An 18,701-nucleotide genomic window follows, 5' to 3' on the forward strand; every position below is an offset into this window, starting at 1 on the left:
CGGCGTTGTCATTTTCAACGGAGATGCGTGTCGATGAGGTTGATTCCCCGCCTTCTGCTGTCCCTGCTGGTGCTGCTGCCGTTGGCGGCCTGCGCCGCCACCCCCGCCAACGCCCCGCTGGTCGAAGGCAAAGACTACGAGCGCATCGCCCAGCCTGGCCCGTTCCAGCCGCTGGCCGGCAAGATCGAGGTGGTCGAGGTGTTCGGCTACACCTGCCCGCACTGCGCCCATTTCGAACCGCAGCTGGCCGCCTGGGCCGCCAAGCTGCCGGCCGACGTGCGCTTCACCCCGGTCCCGGCCGCCTTCGGCGGTGCCTGGGATGCCTGGGCGCTGGCCTACTACGCCGCCGACGAAGTGGGCGTGGCCAAGCGCAGTCACGCCGCTGTGTTCAAGGCCCTGCACGATGACGGCACGCTGCCGATGCAGAACGTCTCGGCCGATGAGCTCGCCAGCTTCTACAAGGCCTACGGTGTGACACCGGAGCGCTACACGCAGGCCCTGCGCGGTGAGGCGGTACAGAAGAAGGTCGATGCCGCCCGTGCCTTCGCCCAGCGCACCCAGGTGCCTGGCACCCCGGCCATCATCATCAATGGCCAGTACCTGGTCCGTGGCAAGAGCTTCGACGACCAGCTGCGCATCGCCTCGGCGCTGATCGCCCAGGCCCGCGCCGCCCGCGGCCGCTGAACCAACACACACCATCGACACGGCGCTGTCGCCGCCGCATGTCATCATTTCCCTCTGGCCGGCGCCTGTCGCCGGCCCCACCTTTCCAGATGCTGGAGACGTTTCCATGAAGACCCGTTTCGCCGCCCTCGCCCTCGCAGCGCTGCTGCCGCTCCTGGCGGCCTGCAAGGCCGACGATGGCACCGCCAACACCTCCGCCCCGGCAGAACCGGCGGCGACCCCGGCCACCACCGAACCGGCAGCGCCGGCCGCAGGCAGCGAAGCCGCTGCCCCGGTTGCCGAAGGTGACAAGACCGCTGCCAGCGCCGCGCCGGCCCCGACCACCGCCGCGCTGACCGGCCCGGCCCCGGTGGAAGGCGCCGACTACCAGCTGATCCCGAACGGCCAGCCGTTCCAGCCGGCCGCCGGCAAGGTCGAAGTGGTCGAGATCTTCGGTTACGTCTGCCCGGCCTGCGCGGCGTTCCAGCCGCTGGTCAGCCCGTGGAAGGCCGGCCTGCCGAGCGATGTGAACTTCGTCTACGTGCCGGCCATGTTCGGCGGCACCTGGGACAACTACGCCCGTGCCTTCTACGCCGCACAGACCCTGGGCGTGCAGGAGAAGACCCACGAAGCGCTGTACTCGGCCATCCACTCGCAGAAGACCCTGAAGGGCGAGCGCGGTGCCGATTCGGTCGATGACATCGCCAAGTTCTATGGTGCCTACGGCGTGGATCCGAAGCAGTTCGCCGCCACCATGGGCAGCTTCGCGGTCAATGCCAAGACCAACTCGGCCAAGCAGTTCGCCCAGCGCAGCCAGATCAGCGGCACCCCGTCGATCATCGTCAACGGCAAGTACCTGGTGAAGGGCAAGAGCTTCCCGGACATGCTGCGCATTGCCGACCACCTGATCGCCCGCGAACGCGGTGCGGCCCAGGCTCACTGATCAAAGAGACGTTTTCCCGGCCGTGACTTCCCCCACAACACGGACCCTGCGCTTGCTGACGGCCAACATCCAGGCCGGCTCGAGTACCCGCCGCTACAGCGACTATGTGACCCGCAGCTGGTCACATGCGCTGCCGGCGGGTCGCAAGCGCAGCAGCCTTGACGCGATTGCCACTTTGGCGCGCGGTCATGACATCGTCGGCCTGCAGGAGGCCGACCCGGGCAGCCTGCGCTCGGGCTTCACCAACCAGACCCATTACCTGGCCCAGCGCGCCGGCTTCAATTACTGGAGCCATCAACCGAACCGGCGCATGGGCGGCGTCGCCTCCAGCGCCAACGGTCTGCTGAGCAAGCTGGAACCGGTGGAAGTGCAGGACCATGCCCTGCCCGGCCGTATCGGCGGGCGCGGCGTGCTGCTGGCCAAGTTCGGCGATGGTCGCGATGGCCTGGCTGTTGCGGTAGCGCATCTGTCGCTGGGCGCCGGTTCGCGGATGGCCCAGCTCGGCTTCATTGCCGAGCTGTTGTCCGACCACCCCAATGCGGTGCTGATGGGCGACTTCAACTGCCTGGCCGAACGTCCGGAAATGCAGGTGCTGTACCAGAAGACCCGCCTGCAGCCGCCCGGCTGCATCGTGCCGACCTTCCCCAGCTGGCGCCCCGACCGCGCCATCGACCACATCCTGGTCAGCAGCGGCCTGCAGACCCGCACCGTGGAAGCGGTGCCGGCGGCGTTCTCCGACCATCTGGCCCTCGCAATGGCGATCGACGTCCCCGCCGACGCCCTGCGCTGACGCTTCTGGTAGGTGCCAACCTCGGTTGGCACGCTGATCTGGTGGATGCGGACCGTTGCTCCTGTGGGTGCGGACCGTTGCTCCTGTGGGTGCGGACCGTTGGTCCGCACGCTCTCCGCCGGGAATGCCCCGGCACTACCCCGCCTGCGCCACCGGCACCTTCAACCGCCGTGCGGTCATCGTGCTGCCCACCGAGGCCAGCACCGTGCAGCCGATGGCCAGCCACTGCAGACCATGCAGGTGCTCGTGCAGCAGCAGCATCGCCCACAGTGCGGCCACCGCCGGTTCCATGCTGATCAGGATGCCGAAGGTCTCTTTGGGCAGGCGCTTGAGCGCCATCATTTCCAGTGACATCGGGATCGCGCTGGACACCAGCGCCACCACCAGCCCGGCCAGCAGGATCTTCGGCTCCAGCAACGCCGCGCCGGCATGCACCACGCCCACTGGCACCACCACCAGCGACGCGGCAAGGAGCCCCAGCGACACCGAATGCCCAGCATGCAGGTGGCCGGCGCGCTTGCCGAACACGATGTACAGGCCCCAGCACGCTGCTGCCCCCATGGCGTACAGCACGCCCACCGGATCCAGTGCCGGGCCGCCGCCGATCGGCAGCAGCAACAGCAGCCCGACCGCCGCGCAACCCACCCACAGGAAATCGATCGGACGCCGCGACGACAGCATCGCCACCGTCAACGGGCCGGTGAATTCGATGGCCACCGCGATGCCGAACGGGATCGTGCGCAAGGCCATGTAGAACAACAGGTTCATCAAGCCCAGGGTGAGGCCATAGCGCAGGATGGTGACCGCATCCACGCGGCTGGTCTTCCAGCGCCATGGCCGCCAGAACAGCAGCAGCAACAGCGCCGAGAAGCCCACGCGTAGCGCGCTGGTGCCCTGCGCGCCGATCAACGGAAACAGCTGCTTGGCGTAGGAGGTACCGATGGCCAGTGCGGTGACCGAGCCGAGCACCGCCAGCGCCGGCAACATCGGCGCGATTCGAGAAGTCTGCATGCCGCCAGTCTATTGCGCCGGCGGCGAGCACTTGGCTCAATTGACGGCCCGTCCGTGCAACTTCTGCTCACCATGGCCACCGCCCCCGTGCTGGACAGCTTCGACCGCGCCATCCTCGCCCTCCTGCAGCAGGACAACACCCTGCCGCAGCGGCAGATCGCCGAAGCCGTGCACCTGTCCACGCCGGCGGTGCAGCGGCGGATCAAGCGCCTGCAGGACAGCGGCGTGATCGCCGCCAATGTGGCGGTGATCGACGCCGCGAAGATCGGCCGGCCGCTGACCATCATCGTCGAGGTGCGCGTGGTCAGCGAACAGCGCGAGAAGGTCGCCCCGTTCCGCCGCCGCGTGCAGGACGACCCTGCCGTGCAGCAGTGTTACTCGATCACCGGCGACGGCGATTTCCTGCTGCTGCTCTCGGCGACATCGATGGAGGAATACGAGGCGATCACCGAGCGCTTGTTCGGTGGTGATGACAACATCGAGCGCTTCCGCACGTCGGTAGCGCTGGGCACGTTGAAGCGTGGTTTCGACGTGCCGCTGACATGACGCAGATGCAGTCGAGCGTGTCCTGCTCCTACACTGCCAACGCATGAACACCGCTTCCCCTTCCAATGCCAGACGCCTGCGCCGCTGGTTGCTGCGTGGCGCCATCCTGCTGATCCTGGCCATCGCGGCGATGGCCTTCTGGAACAGCCCGTGGGCCGCCGCACCTAAGATGCTGTGGACGCTCTCGCGCATGCCGCCGGCCACGCAGCTGCCGGTGCCGGTGGAAGGCGTTCGCCCGCGCCAGATCGCCGATACCTTCGGTGCGCCGCGCGGGCGTGACCGCACGCATGCTGGCATCGACATCTTCGGCAAGCGCGGTACGCCGGTGCGCAGCGCCACCCCCGGCGTCATCGCCGACATCCGCGAAAGCGGCCTCGGTGGCCGCCAGGTCTGGGTCATCGGCCCGGGACGCGAGCGCTATTACTACGCGCACCTGGAAGACTGGGCCGATGGCCTGGGGCGCGGACAGGTAGTGCAACCCGGCGACCTGCTCGGCCATGTCGGCGACAGCGGGAACGCCAAGGGCACGCCGCCCCATCTGCATTGGGGCATCTACGGCGCCGATGGTGCGCGGGACCCGCTGCCGCTGCTGCAACCGCAGGGCACCCGCTGACGGCAACCGAGCCGAGCCTTGAGGCCGCACGCGTTTGTTCATGATTTGTAAATGGGAATAGTTCGTATTACCATTTCTTTCGTTTACGGTGGTGCCAGGACGGCCTGCCCGCCCTTCCCCTACCCGTAGCGCCTCGACTCCTGGATGACGGCCGAACGCGCGTGCCCGTTGCAGGAATCCGCATGATCCGTCCCGCCTTCCGTACCCCGCAGCCGCAGCGGCTGTCCGTTGCCGTGCTCGTCGCGCTCTGCGCCGTCGCACCCACCGCCTTCGCCGAAACCGCCACCGACCCGACCACCCTCGACAAGGTCGTGGTGAAGGGCGAGCGTGCCGAAGGCTATTCGGTGCGCCGCACCTCGGCCGGTACCCGCTTCGACCTGGCGCCGCGCGAAATCCCGCAGTCGGTCAGCATCATCAGCCACCAGCGCATCGAAGATCAGAAGCTGGACGACATCATCGACGTGCTGGGCAACACCACCGGCGTGACCAGCACGCAGTCGGACAGCGAGCGCACCGAGTTCTACGCGCGCGGCTTCTACATCGACAGCTACCAGTTCGATGGCCTGCCCACGCAGATGGTGCAAAACTGGAGCTACGGCGACTCCGGCCTGGACCTGGCCCTGTACGACCGCGTGGAAGTGGTGCGCGGCGCCACCGGCCTGCTCAGTGGCGCCGGCAACCCCTCGGCATCGGTGAACCTGATCCGCAAGCACGCCGATAGCGCTGAGTTGACCGGCAGCGTGTCGGTGAACGTCGGCAGCTGGGGCCGCACCCGCACCACCGTGGACGTGGGCAGCGCGCTCAACGCCAGCGGCACCGTGCGCGGCCGTGTGATCGGCAGCTACCTGGACACCGACGGCCAGATGGATCGCTACAACCAGCGCAAGACGCTGGGCTATGCGGTCATCGATGCCGACCTGACGCCGGACACCCAGCTCAGCGTGGGCTACGACTACCAGCAGAAGCGCGCCAACGGCGCTACCTGGGGCGGCTTCCCGATGCTGTATTCCGATGGCTCGCCCACCGGCTACGACGAATCGTTCAACGCGAGCCCGAAGTGGACCTACTGGGACACCACCAGCAAGCGCGCCTTCGCCACCCTGCAGCACGCCTTCAGCAACGGCTGGAAGTTCAAGGTCGGTGCCACCCACGATGAGACCCGGGCCGACGACAAGCTGTTCTACCCGGCCTACAACGACTGGACCACCGGCGCGTCTAACTTCGACAAGACCACCGGCGCCGGCATCTCGCCGTCAGCGGGCTTCTACAACACCGAGCGCAAGGTCACCGGCGTTGATGGCTACGTTGACGGTCCGTTCCAGCTGTTCGGCCGCGAGCACCAGTTCATGGCCGGCCTGAGCTACAACAAGCGCGAGTACGCCAATTACGGCGACTACCAGGTCGGCGGCGCCGGCCAGACCTGGAACCCGTTCACCAGCTACCTGAACTGGACCGGCAACATCAGCGAGCCGAACTGGAACCCGCTGGCGCTGGCCAGCGAAGGCACCATCACCCAGAAGGCCGGCTATGCCGCTGCACGCCTGTCGCTGGCTGACCCGCTGAAGCTGATCATTGGCGCCCGCTACACCGACTGGAAGAGCGAAGGCGAAGGCGCCGACCGCGCACACAAGGTCACCACGCCGTATGCCGGCCTGGTGTTCGACATCAACGACACCTACTCGGCGTATACCAGCTACACCGAAATCTTCCAGCCGCAGACGCTGAAGGAGCGCAACGGCAGCTACCTCGATCCGGTCGATGGCAAAAGCTACGAAGTGGGCATCAAGGGCGCATGGTTCGACAACCGCCTGAACGCCTCGCTGGCCGTGTTCCGCATCGAACAGGACAACGTCGGCCAGGCCACCGGTGAACCCGTGCAGGGCAGCCAGAATGAGTTCGCCTATCGCGCCGCACGTGGCACGGTCAGCCGTGGCTTCGAGTTCGAACTGAATGGCGAGCTGGCAACGGGCTGGAATGCCACCTTCGGTGCCTCGCGCTATGTGGCCAAGGACATCAACGGCGCCGATATCAACACCAACCTGCCACAGACCGCGCTGAAGCTGTTCACCAGCTACACCCCGCAGTCGCTGCAGGAACTGACCGTCGGTGGCGGAGCCAACTGGCAGAACCGCATCTACTACCCGGTACCGGCCTACGGCCGCATCGAGCAGAGCGGCTATGCGCTGGTCAGCGCCTTCGTGCGCTACCGCATCTCGCCGGAGTTCAGCGTGCAGGCCAACCTCAACAACCTGCTGGACAAGAAGTACCTGTCGCAGATCAACGGCTACGGCGCGTATGGCGATGGCCGCAATGGTTCGCTGACCTTTACCTGGTCGTTCTGACGACCCGCTGAGGGCAAGGGAAGGACCGGCACTGGCCGGTCCTTCCCTTGCCCCTCCCCGTTTGCGCGGACGGGCACTATCGCGGCAACACCGAAGCTCCTAAGCTTGCCGCCAGCCGGCTGCAGGATCGCGCCGGCCCCAGGGAAGTCGAACCCGACCAGGCAGGGAGTGAGCGATGAAGAAGTGGATTCTGATCGTTGCCGTACTGACAGTGAGTGGCTGTGAAACCCTGAAGCCCAGGACCGTGTCATCGGCTGAAACGGGCGCGGCATCGCGACTGGAGTTCCAGTCCGGCCCGGACAGCGCCGCGGCAGCCGCGAAGGCAGCCATTGCCGAACAGAAGTGGAAGCTGCTTTACAGCGGCACGGAAAGGCCGAAAGGCGACCACGGCTTCCAGAGCAACAACCACCTCGGTGGCGAAACCGACGACCAGCTTGCCTGGAGCAAGTCCGCTCAGGCCGGCCTGAAGCCCACCGCCTATCTGCAGGCAAAGACACCCACCAGCGCCTTCAGCTGGGGCGCGGAACTGTTCGTCGTTGTCTATGCCACCGAGACCGGCGGCAGCGCCATTGCCATTTCGGCCTCGACCAGCCAGGCCCTCGAAAAGGAAAAGCTGGACAGTTACATCCGCCAGCTCGGCAGCGCCATCGACCAGCGTCTGGACTGACTACCCTGAGCCAGCGCTGCGCGCACCTGGGCCTGGCCGACACTGACGTTCAACAGGAGATCTGCACGATGAAACTGCGCATTTATGTTTCAGTGGCGATGACAATGGCGGGCATGAGCGGTTTTTCCGCTCATGCGGTGGATGCCGCCGCAGTCGCTCCCCACCGGCAGGACCTGAAGACCTTCTTCCAGTCCGAACAAATCGACTACATGACCGGGCAATGCCTGCAGCATTCGCCTGAGCTGGGCAGGCAGATGCAATCGGCTGCACAGCAATGGCGCCACGACAACGCCGCCGCCACCCAGCGCGGCAGCGACGCCGCACTGAAACTCTACCCGCAACTGGGCGAAGACATCGCCACCCAGCGCAGCCGCGTTCGCGAGCAGTCCGCCAAACAGACGGAAGCGGAGCTGGCCGCTGATCCACAAACAGCCTGCCAGCAGGCACTCAACGGCATCCGCTTCAATGTGCCACTCGAGATGCAGGGGCCGACGTTGACCAGCCCCGTGCTGCGCGCCGACATCTTCAAGCAGGCCTCTTCCGGTGCGGCCATCCTGCTCGACTGCACCGCACTGCAGAGCATCCAGACCGAAGTGGTCAGCGATGGTGGCAGCGGCTCGCAGCGCCGTATCGAGGAGCGCTGGTCGTTCAAGGGCTGCGACAGAACCATCGCCGCGGCGGTCCACTATGCACCGGCCGAGGGCGGCACATCACTCGTTGTCAGTTTCCCTGGAACAGGCGCCAGGCACCGAACCACGCAGGCGCAGCCTCGATGACGCCGGGCATGGCCCGGCGCTGCCACAGCAACAGCGGCGCCGGAATCACTCCGGCGCCGCCGTCCTCACATCAGAAACGCAGGTCCGCGCGCAGGTACCAGTAACGGCCACGCGGAATGTCGTAGGTCGAGGCGTCATAGCCGTTCAACGAGCATGACAGGCAGATCGGCGGATCCTTGTCGAACACGTTGTTCAGGCCGGCCGTCAGCTGCAGCCCCTTCATCCAGTCGATCTTGTAGCCCACCTGCGCGTCATGGAAGGTGGTGGCCGACAGTGTGTTGGTGCCGGCGGCCTGGTTGCTGCACACCGGGAACGCCACGGCGTCACCGCAGTCTTCGGTCAGTTCGGAAATGTGGCGTACCGTCCAGTTGGCACTCCAGTTGTCCAGCGTCCAACCGATGCTGGCGTTGCTGGTCCATTCCGGAATCGAACTGTCAGCCACTTCAACGCCGGGCTTCTGCGGCTGCCGCTGGCCGGCCGCGCCGGTGGCTTCGTAACGGCCCACAAAGGTGTTCTTCCAGCCCAGCTTGAACTGGCCGATCGAGCTCTGCGGCAGGGTCCAGAACAGGTCCACATCCCAGCCGTCGGTCTTGATCGAACCCAGGTTGGTCAGGCGGTTGTTGAAGCTGCTGACCGCACCAGTGCTGGCACGGGTGATGCCATCGCAGTAGATCGGGTCCAGGGTGTCCACGCACAGGTCCAGCTGGGTCTGCGCGTTGATCGCCTGGATCGCGCCATCGATGTTGTGGCGGTAGAAGGTCACTTCCACGTCGAAGCGCTCCGACCACGATGCATCGTTGCCGAACCAGGGGCTCCACACGAAGCCGGCACTGAAGCTGCGCGAGCGCTCCGGCTCCAGCTCACGGTTGCCGCCGGTAGTCACCGAGATCTGCGAGTTGGCCTGCTGGAAGCCCGCCGGCACGCCCAGCGAGGCACAGTTGGCCGCGCTGCCACGGGGCGGTGTGCCGCCCAGACCGATCGAGCAGGGATCGAACAACTGCAGGTCGGCGCGCGCAGCCGAACCGTACAGCTCGCCGATCGACGGTGCGCGGAAGCCCTCGGCATAGGTGGTACGCAGCACGAAGTCATCGGTCACCTGCCAGCGCAGGCCGTACTTGGGCGTGAACTCGCCACCGAAGGTCGAGTAATCCGAGTAGCGACCGGCCAGGCTCAGGTCCAGCTTCTTGCCCAGTGCCGAGTCGGCGAAGATCGGCACGCTCAGCTCCAGGTACGCTTCATTGACGTCGTAGGAACCGGACGTCGGCTGCGACGGTACACCGTTGTAGTGGCCGATCACCGTCAGCGGGTCAGGCTGGTACGAGCCTTTGTATTTGCGGTGTTCGAGGCCGGTGGCGAAGGACACCGGGCCAGCCGGCAGGGTGAACAGATCGCTGGACAGGTTGGCGGTGAACAGGCTCAACTCGTTCTGGCTGCGGTCGCGCACCACCGGCTGGATCCAGCGCAGCATGTCCGGGGTGATCGAACCTGCACCACCGAAGATGTTCAGCGGCACGCAGCCTGGCGTGGCCGCGCACACCGCCGGATCACCCAGCGCCATGTTGACGTTGTAGATGTTGTAGCTGCCGTAGTTGGTCTGCTCGGCCTTGTTCTTGCTGTACATGCCGTTGACGTCCCAGTACCAGCTGCGGTCGGCCGCCTGGAAGTTGCCGACCAGGCCGGTGGCGAAGTACGTGGTGTCCACCTGCTGCTCGAACACGCGCGCGCCGCCTTCCACCGGGCGGCGACCGATCAGGCTCATGTTGCCCGACGACACCAGGTCGAAGCCGAACGGGTTGTACGGGTTCAGTGCCGAGACCACGATGTTGTCGGCCAGCGGATTGCCGGTGGCGCCATCGGGACCGAAGAACAGCGGCTCCGGGCCGGCCTGGTTGGTCGACTCGCGGCGGTTGCCCAGTGCCTTGACGTACCACTGCACGTTGTCGGTGATGTCGAAACGGAACTGGCCGAACAGGCCCTTACGCTCCGACGGCGTCAGCACCATGTTGTATTCGGCGAAGTTGAAGCGGTCGGCGCTGGTGAAGCAGTGGTAGTCGTCGGTGCGGTTGCACCCGGCGCTGCCGTCGTAACGCGGGCTGCTCACGCCGGTGTTGGGCACGATGTCCTGTTCGGCACCGGTATTGGGATCGACGAAGGCGAAGCGGCCCTGTGGAATGCCGCCGCTGCCGAAGGCCAGGCCGGTGCCGGGAATCGGGAAGCGCGACTGCTCGCGGTCCTTCGCATACACCGGGTCCTGCTTGGTCCAGCTGGCACCCAGGAACAGGCTGTAACGGTCGCCGCTCTTGCCCCAGGCCAGGTCCACGCCCTTCTGCGTGCCATCGCCCTTGCCGTACTGGCCATAGTTCAACGTCACCTGGCCGCCATCGAAATCGCGGCGGGTGATGATGTTGACCACACCGGCGATGGCATCGGAGCCATACAGCGACGACGCGCCGTCCTCCAGCACTTCGATGCGTTCAACGATGGCCAGCGGAATGGTGTTGAGGTCGGTGGCCGAGCCCACGCCCGAGGCCGAGGATTCGTTGACCCAGCGGATGCCATCGACCAACACCAGCACTCGCTTGGCACCCAGATGGCGCAGATCCACCTGCGCCGAACCGGCGCCGACGCCACTGCCGTCAGGCGGGAAACCGAAGTTGCCCGACGAATTGAACTTGGCATTGAGCGCCGAGCCCGAACCGGTGAGCTGTTGCAGCACTTCACCGATCGAAGTCAGACCAGTGCGTTCGATGTCGGCGCGATTGAGCGTCTGGACAGGCACCTGGCCCTCCACTTCAGCACGCTTGATGCGGGTGCCGGTGACTTCGATCGCGTCCAGATTGGTGGTGGCCGATTGGGCAGCAGCACCCATCGGTGCCAAGGCGGTCACGCACAGCGCGACGGCGACCGCCAAGGGGCGGTGGTGCAGGTAATTCATTCGCTCTCTCTCCAAAGGAATGTCGGGACATGGACTGCCGCGCTCCCCCCTGCATGGCGGCAGCGTCTCCTTTGTAAACAAGCGGTAAAAATCGCGGCGTGATGCCCGACACTCTTTCACGCGAATTTGACGATTCTGAAAGCAGATAACGTCAATTAGCTACGTATTCACCGAAGGCGGCGATCTACATCGGCACCCTTCTGAGCGCCTGTTACCCAAATGCGGCCCTCCCTCAGGAAGGCCGCACAGGGGAAGCATCACTGCACGAACGCGATGCGTTCCATGCCGGTGGCTTCGGCGGCGGCCAGAATCTTGGCCATGCCGTCGTACTCGGCCGACGGATCGGTGCTGATGCGCAGTTCCGGCAGGTTGCCGGCATGCTCACTGGCCTGCGCCTGCAGGCGCGACTGCAGATCGCCGATGGCCATCGGTTGCCCGTCCCAGCTCAACTGGCTGGACGCATCCAGGCGCAACTCGATCGGCGGTGGTGGCTCGGGGCGATCAACCACGCGATCGGTGGCCTGCGGCAACTGCACGTTGATCGGCCGCGACAACATCGGCGCGGTCACGATGAAGATGATCAACAACACCAGCATCACATCCACCAGTGGCGTGACGTTGATGTCCGCCAGCGGGCCGCTTCTTCCTGCGCTACTGAATGCCATGTGCCGCTCCCTGCAGCAGGGCCGGTTGCCCCAGCTCGACAGTACGTCGCCGACGACCACGCGTGGCAGTGCTCGAAGGCGGGGCATTCAGCTGTCGTTGCTCATGCCTCCGCCATAGCCTTGCAGGCGCTCCTGCAGAGAGTCGAGTGTGTCCGAGCCGATGAGCGCCCACAACAACAGGCGACATTTACGGGGGCACAGTGATCCCGCCATCAACAGGCCCCGGCGCTGAAGGTGGATTTCCCCACCGGCAAAGCCGTAGGTGTGACGTGCCGTCGCGCCGGCGCCGGTGCGCGACGCGATGATGATGGGACGATGCACTGCGGCACGCGCCAATGGTTCAACCCAGCCCGAAGGGACATGACCGGCACCCATCGCCGCTACTACCACCCCCTCGCATCCGCTTTCGAGCACTGAATGCAACAGCTCCGGACCTTCACCCAGCGTTGCCTCCAGCAGCGCCACCCGCTGTTGCACCCGCGTGGGGGCGAGTGCAACAGGACGTTCCGGAGCCGGACCTGCATACCTGCACTTCCCTTCCTGCACCGAGCCGATGCAGCCATGACCCGGTGATTGGAAGGCGTCGAGGTCGAGGCTGTGCACCTTGCGTACCTGATCCGCAGCGTACAGGCGGTCCAGCATGGCGACCACGACGCCGCGCCTGCTTGTACGCGGATCCAGTGCCGCAACCGCTGCGGCCAGCACATTGCCGGGGCCATCAGCACCGGCTGCATCTGCGCCGCGCATGGCACCGGTCAAGACCAGCGGCTGTGGATGCGGCCATAGCAGATCCAGCAGGTAAGCCGACTCCTCGAGCGTGTCGGTGCCTTGGGTGATGACAACGCCGTCAGCGCCGTCGCCCACCATCGTGTCGGCCCAGTCCCGTGCGGCAAGCACGTCAACCCAAGACATCGATGCGCTAGGGGACAGACCGAGCGTGTGCGCCTGCACGGATGCCAACGTGGCCAGTCCAGGAACTGCGTCCACCAGCATCTGTGCGGAAACCTTCGGCACGATACCCACCTCCGCCGCATCTCCTCGCATGCTGAGGGTACCGCCGAGCGAGCCCAACGCCAACCGCTTCATGGAGCCCCCTTCAGTATCCAGCCCACGGCAGGCACTATCACCAGCACGCCTGCCAGCATCGACAGCAGATTACCGATGTACGGATGCACGTGCGCAGGTAGTCGCGCCGAAAACGCCGCGGCCATCGGTGGTGTCAGCAGTGCAGCCAGCAATGCGGACAACACCACCACCGCAGCGTTGGCACCGTGGATGAGAATGCAGGCAGGAACCACGGAGACGATCGGGATATACGTGGGGTACCAGCCACGCTGGATCCAGCGCTCCCGCCACACCCAGACACCTACCGCCGATGCGAGCGCCTGCCCGCATAGCAGCGCCATCAACCCGCCGGTGCCATAGAAGGGCCCGGCCGGCTGCAGCAGGGCGGCCAGCAGCACACCGCCGATCAGCCCGGCACTGGCCAGCTCGTTACCCAGGAACGGCGCTTCACTGAAATCCGCCAGCACCCGGCGCATACCCCATTGCCAGCCATGCCGCACCACAGGTGTGGCGGGTGCTGGCGCGGGCGCTGCAGGCGCCGGCCGCTAGCCCAACCGGTGTGCGGCGGCAAAGGCGACCGCGCTTGCCAGTGCCATCGCGGCGACATTTCCAACGACGGCAGGTAGTCCCAACGGCGCGCAGACGTGGTTGACCAGCAGCAGTGCCATGGGCGTGACCAGCAATGCGCCAGATGCAGCGGCGATTCCCGTAATCTTCCATCCGCCGCCGAACAGCAGCACCATCGCCGCCGGCAGCGATACCGCAGCAACAAACGTGGGTTGCCAGCGCCCGTCCTGCACCGCGCTGGCAAATACCATGTTGGCAAGCACCAGTCCGCCGATCGAAGCCACCGCGACCCAGGGCCAGCGGCCAGTGCCATAGCAGACCGGAAATCCCTGCCATCGCTTTCCTCGCCGGTGCGCCCAATGGGCCAGTGCAGCACCGCCGATCAGACCGAGCGAGGCGAACTCGTGCTTGTAGAAGGTCACTTCACTGGCATCGCCAACCCACCATCGCCAGCGGCCCGCCCATGTTGCGAGGCTGCCCATCAACTGGCTGTGATCTGGCCAGAGCTGGCCGGGGGACATCGTGCGCCAACCGGCTACCATCGTCACGATGATCGCCAGCGCAAACGTCGCTGAGAACAGTGCCCAGCCCCAGTGGCTGCGGGCGGCTGGCGACTGGGCCGGCAAGGGGGGGCGCGCCATGCGGGAGCCTCAGCGCGGCAGCATGGGATGCTGGCGATAGCCCAGCATCGGATCGAAGAGATCGGTACGCCTGTCGCGGCAGAGATCGTTCAGGGAATTCCAGATCGGCGCGCTGCGTGCCGTGGACAGGTCCACCTCGGCCATCACCACTGCCTCGCCTTCAGGCGCTGCGATCGGGGCCAGCGGCCATCCGTTGGTACCGACAATCAACGAGCACCCCAGGAAGCGTTCCCCGCGATCTGTACCGACGCGGTTGGCCGCTGCGATGAACACGTTGTTGACGTGTGCGGCGGTCATCGTCAGGTAGCTGGCCATGCAGCGCCCGCTTTCATCGAACAATGGCGGCGGCGTCCACACCCAGCAGTTGAGGCTGAGGATGATGTCGGCCCCCTGCAACGCAAGCAGGCGTGGCACCTCCGGGAACCAGACATCCCAGCAGATCATCAGGCCGATCCGGCCAACGCTCGTCTCGAACACCGGATAGCCGAGGTCGCCGGCACAGAAGTAGAGCTTCTCACGGCACCATAGATGGGTCTTGCGATAGCGCCCGATATAGCCGCCCGGACCGAACAACACGGCGGTGTTGTAAAGACGGGCACCATCGCGTTCAGCAATGCCCACGGCCAGATGGATGCCCGCCTCGCGCGCGAAGGCCTCCCAGTATTGCGCCGTCGTTCCATCAGGCACGGATTCAGCCATCGCAAACGCTTCTGCCCGGCTGTCGAATGAATAGCCGGTGGAGCAGAGCTCCGGCAGCACGACCAGGTGCGCGCCCCGCTCCACGGCCTGTGCAGCAAGCAGCCGCGCCCGCTCGATGTTGGCCGAAACGTTTTCCGACCCGCATTGTGGATCGAACTGGATGACGGCAACCGAGACAGGACTGAATGGCGTGGGCTGGACTGACATGCGATGGGCCTCTGCAGGGACGGAGCGGCTGCTCCTGTTTGACTGCAGCAGGCACGCGTACTGCGACCGCTTCAATTGGCAAAAGCGTCAACTGAGTGAAACGCCTTCAAAGCGGGCTTTATGCGACCACGCTCACCGAATTCCGCCCTGGACCGGCCCGAGCATCCCGCCTGACCCACCGCCAAAGCAGGCCGTTTGCAACAGGGCAGCCACCGTGTACGCAATGCGAAACTGAATTCAGCCACCGCCCGCTATGCTGGTCGCTATGACCCGACGATCTTCGACCGCCCTGTCCCTGCTCCCGCTGGCCACCACGCTGCTGATCGGCTGCGCGAGTGCCCAGTCCCTCGATGCCCAGAACGCCCAGTTGAAGGCCGCCATCGCCGCCGCCGAACGGGGCCAGTACGATGCCGGCCAGGCCGCCGCGCTCAGCCGCCATCCAGCGTATGGCTGGCTGGAGTTCGCCAACCTGCGGCGCAACATCGACACCGTCGATACGGCGCAGGCGCAGGCCTTCCTCAAGCGCTACCAGGGCCAGGCCGTGGCCAACAGCTTCCGCAGCGCCTGGCTGCCGTCTGTAGCGCGCCGGCAGGACTGGCCGACACTGCTGGCCAACTGGGTTCCGACCGAAAATATCGGCCTGCGTTGTGCGCAGCTGACGGCGCGCCAGGCCACCGGCAAGGTGGACCCGCAGTGGATCGGCGAAGCCCAGGATCTGTGGCGCAAGAACGGCAAGTCGCTGCCTGATGCCTGCGACGCCGTGTTCGCCGTGCTGCAGGCGCAAGGTGGCATGAGCGATGTGCTGCGCTGGGAGCGTATCGATGCCGCTGCCGATGCACAGCAGCCGGCGGTGATGCGTACGGCCGCCCGCGGCCTGCCGGCCGGTGACCTTGCACAGGCCACTATCTACGCCGCGTTCGTCGACAAACCCAATGCCAGTGCCCTGAACTGGCCGCGCAACGAGCGCAGCCGGCGCATCGCCACCGATGGCCTGGCCAAGCTGGCCAAGGCCGACCCGGATGCCACCGAACAGCAGCTGCCGCAGTACGCGCAGGCGTTGGGCCTGAGCGCCGAACAGCAGGGCCAGGTGCGTTACCAGATCGCGCTGTGGACGGTGGCGTCCTACCTGCCCGACTCTGCCCGCCGCTTGAATGCCGTACCCGATGCGGCCTATGACGAACGCCTGCACGAATGGCGCGCACGCGAAGCGATGTCGCGCGGCGATTGGCCGGCCACGCTGGCAGCGATCCGCAAGATGGGCCCGACCCAGCGCAACGATTCACGCTGGCGCTATTTCGAAGGCCGCATGCTGGAAAAGACCGGCCAGGCACAGCAGGCGCAGCCGCTGTTCCGCGAAGCTGCGCGCGCACCGACCTTCCATGGCTTCCTCGCTGCGGACAAGCTGCAGCAGCCCTACACGCTGTGCCCGTGGAAGCCCAACGACAGCGCGCAGGCGCAGGCCGCGGTGGCGCGCGATCCGGCCATCCAGCGCGCGATGGCGCTGTACCAGATCGACCGCGCCGGTTGGGCGGTGGCCGAATGGAACAACGCACTGTCGCGCTTCGATGACACCCAGCGTCGTCTCGCGGTCCGCGTGGCGCAGGACAACGGCTGGTTCGACCGCGCGGTGTTCTCGCTCGGCAAGCAGAAGCAGGAGCAGCGCCTGTACGACCTGCGCTTCCCGCTGCACCACGACGCTACGATCCGTCGCGAGTCGGCGCGCAATGCGCTGGATCCTGCCTGGGTGGCCGCTGAAATCCGTGCGGAAAGCGTGTTCAGCCCGCGCGCGCGTTCGCCTGCCAACGCCATGGGCCTGATGCAGGTGCTGCCGGCGACCGGCGCTGGTGTGGCCAAGTCCATCGGCCTGACCGGCTACGGCGGCGCTGACAGCCTGTATGACCCGGACACCAACATCGCCATCGGCAGCGCGTACCTGCGTCAGTTGATGAACAAGTACGACGGCCTGCCCTACGTGACCATCGCCGCCTACAACGCGGGCCCAACGCCGACCGCACGCTGGCAGACCCAGCGCCCGGGCTTCGATCCGGACCTGTGGATCGAGACCATCAGCTACAAGGAAACGCGCGAGTACGTGGCCCGCGTGCTGGCCTTCAGCGTGATCTACGACTGGCGACTCAACGGCGACGCACTGCCGCTGAGCGACCGCCTGATGGGCCGCCTGGTGGACAAGCGCAAGAGCTTCACCTGCGCCGCCGACGCGGACCAGGGCGGGGATTGATCGACATCCGGTAGTGCCGGCCGCTGGCCGGCATCCGTTATTGTCCAGGGTAGCCGGCCAGCGGCCTGCACTACCGGTACATCCATGCCCAGCATGCGATCATCCCCCGCATGAAGATCTATCTTGTCGGCGGCGCCGTGCGCGACCGCCTGCTGCAGCGCCCTGCCGGCGACCGTGACTGGGTCGTCGTCGGCGCCACGCCTGCGCAGATGGAAGCGCAGGGCTTTACCGCCGTAGGCCGCGACTTCCCCGTCTTCCTGCACCCGAAGACCGGCGAGGAATACGCGCTGGCGCGCACCGAACGCAAATCCGGCCGTGGCTACCGCGGCTTCGTGGTCGATGCCGATCCGGCGGTGACGCTGGAAGAAGACCTGCAGCGCCGCGACTTCACCATCAACGCCATCGCCTGCGATGAAGACAGCGGCGCGCTGGTCGACCCCTATGGCGGCGCGCGCGACATCGAGCAGCGCGTGCTGCGCCATGTCGGTCCCGCCTTCGTAGAAGACCCGCTGCGCGTGCTGCGCGCGGCGCGCTTCATGGCCCGCTTCGCCTCGCTCGGTTTCACCGTCGCGCCGGAAACCATGGAACTGATGCGCGAGATTGCCGCCAGTGGCGAGCTCGACGCACTGGTGCCGGAACGTGTATGGCAGGAACTGCGCAAGGCACTGGTGTGCGAACGCCCGTCCGCGTTCCTGCGCACCCTGCACGACGCGCACGCGCTGGGCCCGATATTGCCGGAGCTGGAAGCGTTGTACGGCGTGCCGCAGCGCGCGGAATTCCATCCGGAAGTCGATACCGGCGTCCACCAGGAAATGGTCAGCGACATGGCCGCGAAGCTGGCGCCCGGTGATGACCTGGTCGGCTTCGCCGCACTGACCCACGACCTCGGCAAGGGCCTGACTCCGCCCGAGGAATGGCCGCGCCACATCATGCATGAACAGCGCGGCATCACGCCGCTGAAAGCACTGTGCGCGCGCCTGAAGATTCCGGCCGAGCACCAGCAGTTGGCCGAGGCCGTTTGTCGCGAGCATCTGAACGTGCATCGCATCGACGAACTGCGCGATGCCACCGTGCTGGAACTGCTGGGCCGCTGCGATGCACTGCGCCGGCCGGAACGGGTGGCGCGCATCGCGCTGTGCTGCGAGGCCGACAAGCGCGGCCGGCTCGGTTTCGAGGACAGCGACTACCCGCAGGGCGAAACGCTGAAGCGCCTGCACCAGGCGGCGCTGTCAGTGCAGGCACGTGATCTGGATACCACCCATTTGAAGGGTCCAGCCATTGGCGAAGCGCTGGCCAAGGCGCGGGTGAAGGCCATTGCCGCCGCGCGCTGAA

General features: G+C 66.2%; 17 protein-coding genes. 10 read left to right on the forward strand and 7 right to left on the reverse strand.

Translation table 11 applies throughout. The features are described 5' to 3' along the window. Positions 1–33: 33 nt before the first annotated feature. The 3 genes from AC1DKR_RS16700 to AC1DKR_RS16710 all read left to right on the forward strand — a co-directional run bounded on the left by AC1DKR_RS16700 (position 34) and on the right by AC1DKR_RS16710 (position 2,396). Positions 34–684 (forward strand): thiol:disulfide interchange protein DsbA/DsbL, encoded by a 651-nt coding sequence (locus AC1DKR_RS16700; RefSeq protein WP_093818001.1) that lies wholly within the window; start codon positions 34–36, stop codon positions 682–684. Between the two features lie 106 nt (positions 685–790). Continuing rightward, positions 791–1,606 carry a thiol:disulfide interchange protein DsbA/DsbL gene (locus AC1DKR_RS16705; protein ID WP_478033768.1) on the forward strand — a complete coding sequence of 272 codons (816 nt, stop codon included), beginning with the start codon at positions 791–793 and terminating at the stop codon, positions 1,604–1,606. Positions 1,607–1,658: 52 nt separating this feature from the next. After that, positions 1,659–2,396: an endonuclease/exonuclease/phosphatase family protein gene (locus AC1DKR_RS16710; protein ID WP_025878666.1), complete on the forward strand. Its 738-nt coding sequence runs from the start codon at positions 1,659–1,661 to the stop codon at positions 2,394–2,396. 135 nt (positions 2,397–2,531) lie between these two features. Here AC1DKR_RS16710 and AC1DKR_RS16715 read toward each other — a convergent pair whose 3' ends face one another. Next, complete coding sequence (locus AC1DKR_RS16715; RefSeq protein ID WP_025878667.1) at positions 2,532–3,407, reverse strand: EamA family transporter; 876 nt, start codon at positions 3,405–3,407, stop codon at positions 2,532–2,534. 72 nt (positions 3,408–3,479) lie between these two features. On the opposite strand from AC1DKR_RS16715, the gene AC1DKR_RS16720 reads away from it, so the two are divergent. The 5 genes from AC1DKR_RS16720 (at position 3,480) to AC1DKR_RS16740 (ending at position 8,351) form a co-directional block, all read left to right on the forward strand. Continuing rightward, positions 3,480–3,953 (forward strand): Lrp/AsnC family transcriptional regulator, encoded by a 474-nt coding sequence (locus tag AC1DKR_RS16720; protein WP_478033771.1) that lies wholly within the window; start codon positions 3,480–3,482, stop codon positions 3,951–3,953. A gap of 43 nt (positions 3,954–3,996) precedes the next feature. After that, a complete protein-coding gene (locus tag AC1DKR_RS16725; RefSeq protein ID WP_428703861.1) occupies positions 3,997–4,566 on the forward strand; it encodes a M23 family metallopeptidase in 570 nt (189 codons plus the stop codon). A 182-nt stretch (positions 4,567–4,748) separates the two neighbouring features. Then, positions 4,749–6,908, forward strand: a complete 2,160-nt coding sequence (gene fhuE, locus AC1DKR_RS16730; protein WP_478033774.1) for a ferric-rhodotorulic acid/ferric-coprogen receptor FhuE — start codon at positions 4,749–4,751, stop codon at positions 6,906–6,908. A gap of 175 nt (positions 6,909–7,083) precedes the next feature. Then, entirely contained in the window at positions 7,084–7,575 is a 492-nt protein-coding gene (locus AC1DKR_RS16735; protein WP_223496554.1) for a hypothetical protein, read from the forward strand. A 68-nt stretch (positions 7,576–7,643) separates the two neighbouring features. Then, the gene (locus AC1DKR_RS16740; RefSeq protein ID WP_478033776.1) at positions 7,644–8,351 is read left to right on the forward strand and encodes a hypothetical protein; all 708 of its coding nucleotides are present in this window, start codon (positions 7,644–7,646) and stop codon (positions 8,349–8,351) included. A 70-nt stretch (positions 8,352–8,421) separates the two neighbouring features. On the opposite strand, the gene AC1DKR_RS16745 is transcribed toward AC1DKR_RS16740, so the two are convergent. The 6 genes from AC1DKR_RS16745 to AC1DKR_RS16770 all read right to left on the reverse strand — a co-directional run bounded on the left by AC1DKR_RS16745 (position 8,422) and on the right by AC1DKR_RS16770 (position 15,130). Beyond that, positions 8,422–11,286, reverse strand: a complete 2,865-nt coding sequence (locus AC1DKR_RS16745) for a TonB-dependent receptor plug domain-containing protein (RefSeq protein ID WP_478033779.1) — start codon at positions 11,284–11,286, stop codon at positions 8,422–8,424. A 257-nt stretch (positions 11,287–11,543) separates the two neighbouring features. Next, the gene (locus tag AC1DKR_RS16750) at positions 11,544–11,951 is read right to left on the reverse strand and encodes an ExbD/TolR family protein (protein WP_099820943.1); all 408 of its coding nucleotides are present in this window, start codon (positions 11,949–11,951) and stop codon (positions 11,544–11,546) included. Positions 11,952–12,038: 87 nt separating this feature from the next. After that, positions 12,039–13,037: an asparaginase gene (locus AC1DKR_RS16755; protein WP_312785989.1), complete on the reverse strand. Its 999-nt coding sequence runs from the start codon at positions 13,035–13,037 to the stop codon at positions 12,039–12,041. Further along, positions 13,034–13,492: a hypothetical protein gene (locus tag AC1DKR_RS16760; RefSeq protein WP_478033786.1), complete on the reverse strand. Its 459-nt coding sequence runs from the start codon at positions 13,490–13,492 to the stop codon at positions 13,034–13,036. The genes AC1DKR_RS16755 and AC1DKR_RS16760 overlap by 4 nt, the downstream gene beginning before the upstream one ends. Before the next feature lie 69 nt (positions 13,493–13,561). Next, on the reverse strand, positions 13,562–14,224 hold the full coding sequence (locus AC1DKR_RS16765; RefSeq protein WP_478033788.1) for a hypothetical protein: 663 nt from the start codon (positions 14,222–14,224) through the stop codon (positions 13,562–13,564). Between the two features lie 9 nt (positions 14,225–14,233). After that, the gene (locus tag AC1DKR_RS16770; protein ID WP_312785991.1) at positions 14,234–15,130 is read right to left on the reverse strand and encodes a nitrilase family protein; all 897 of its coding nucleotides are present in this window, start codon (positions 15,128–15,130) and stop codon (positions 14,234–14,236) included. 253 nt (positions 15,131–15,383) lie between these two features. On the opposite strand from AC1DKR_RS16770, the gene AC1DKR_RS16775 reads away from it, so the two are divergent. Both AC1DKR_RS16775 and AC1DKR_RS16780 read left to right on the forward strand, forming a co-directional pair. After that, a complete protein-coding gene (locus tag AC1DKR_RS16775; RefSeq protein ID WP_312785992.1) occupies positions 15,384–17,369 on the forward strand; it encodes a transglycosylase SLT domain-containing protein in 1,986 nt (661 codons plus the stop codon). Positions 17,370–17,479: 110 nt separating this feature from the next. Further along, positions 17,480–18,700 carry a multifunctional CCA addition/repair protein gene (locus AC1DKR_RS16780; RefSeq protein ID WP_230111290.1) on the forward strand — a complete coding sequence of 407 codons (1,221 nt, stop codon included), beginning with the start codon at positions 17,480–17,482 and terminating at the stop codon, positions 18,698–18,700. The last annotated feature ends 1 nt before the right edge of the window (position 18,701 follow it).

The sequence above is a fragment of the Stenotrophomonas sp. 01N47 genome, from assembly GCF_056399165.1.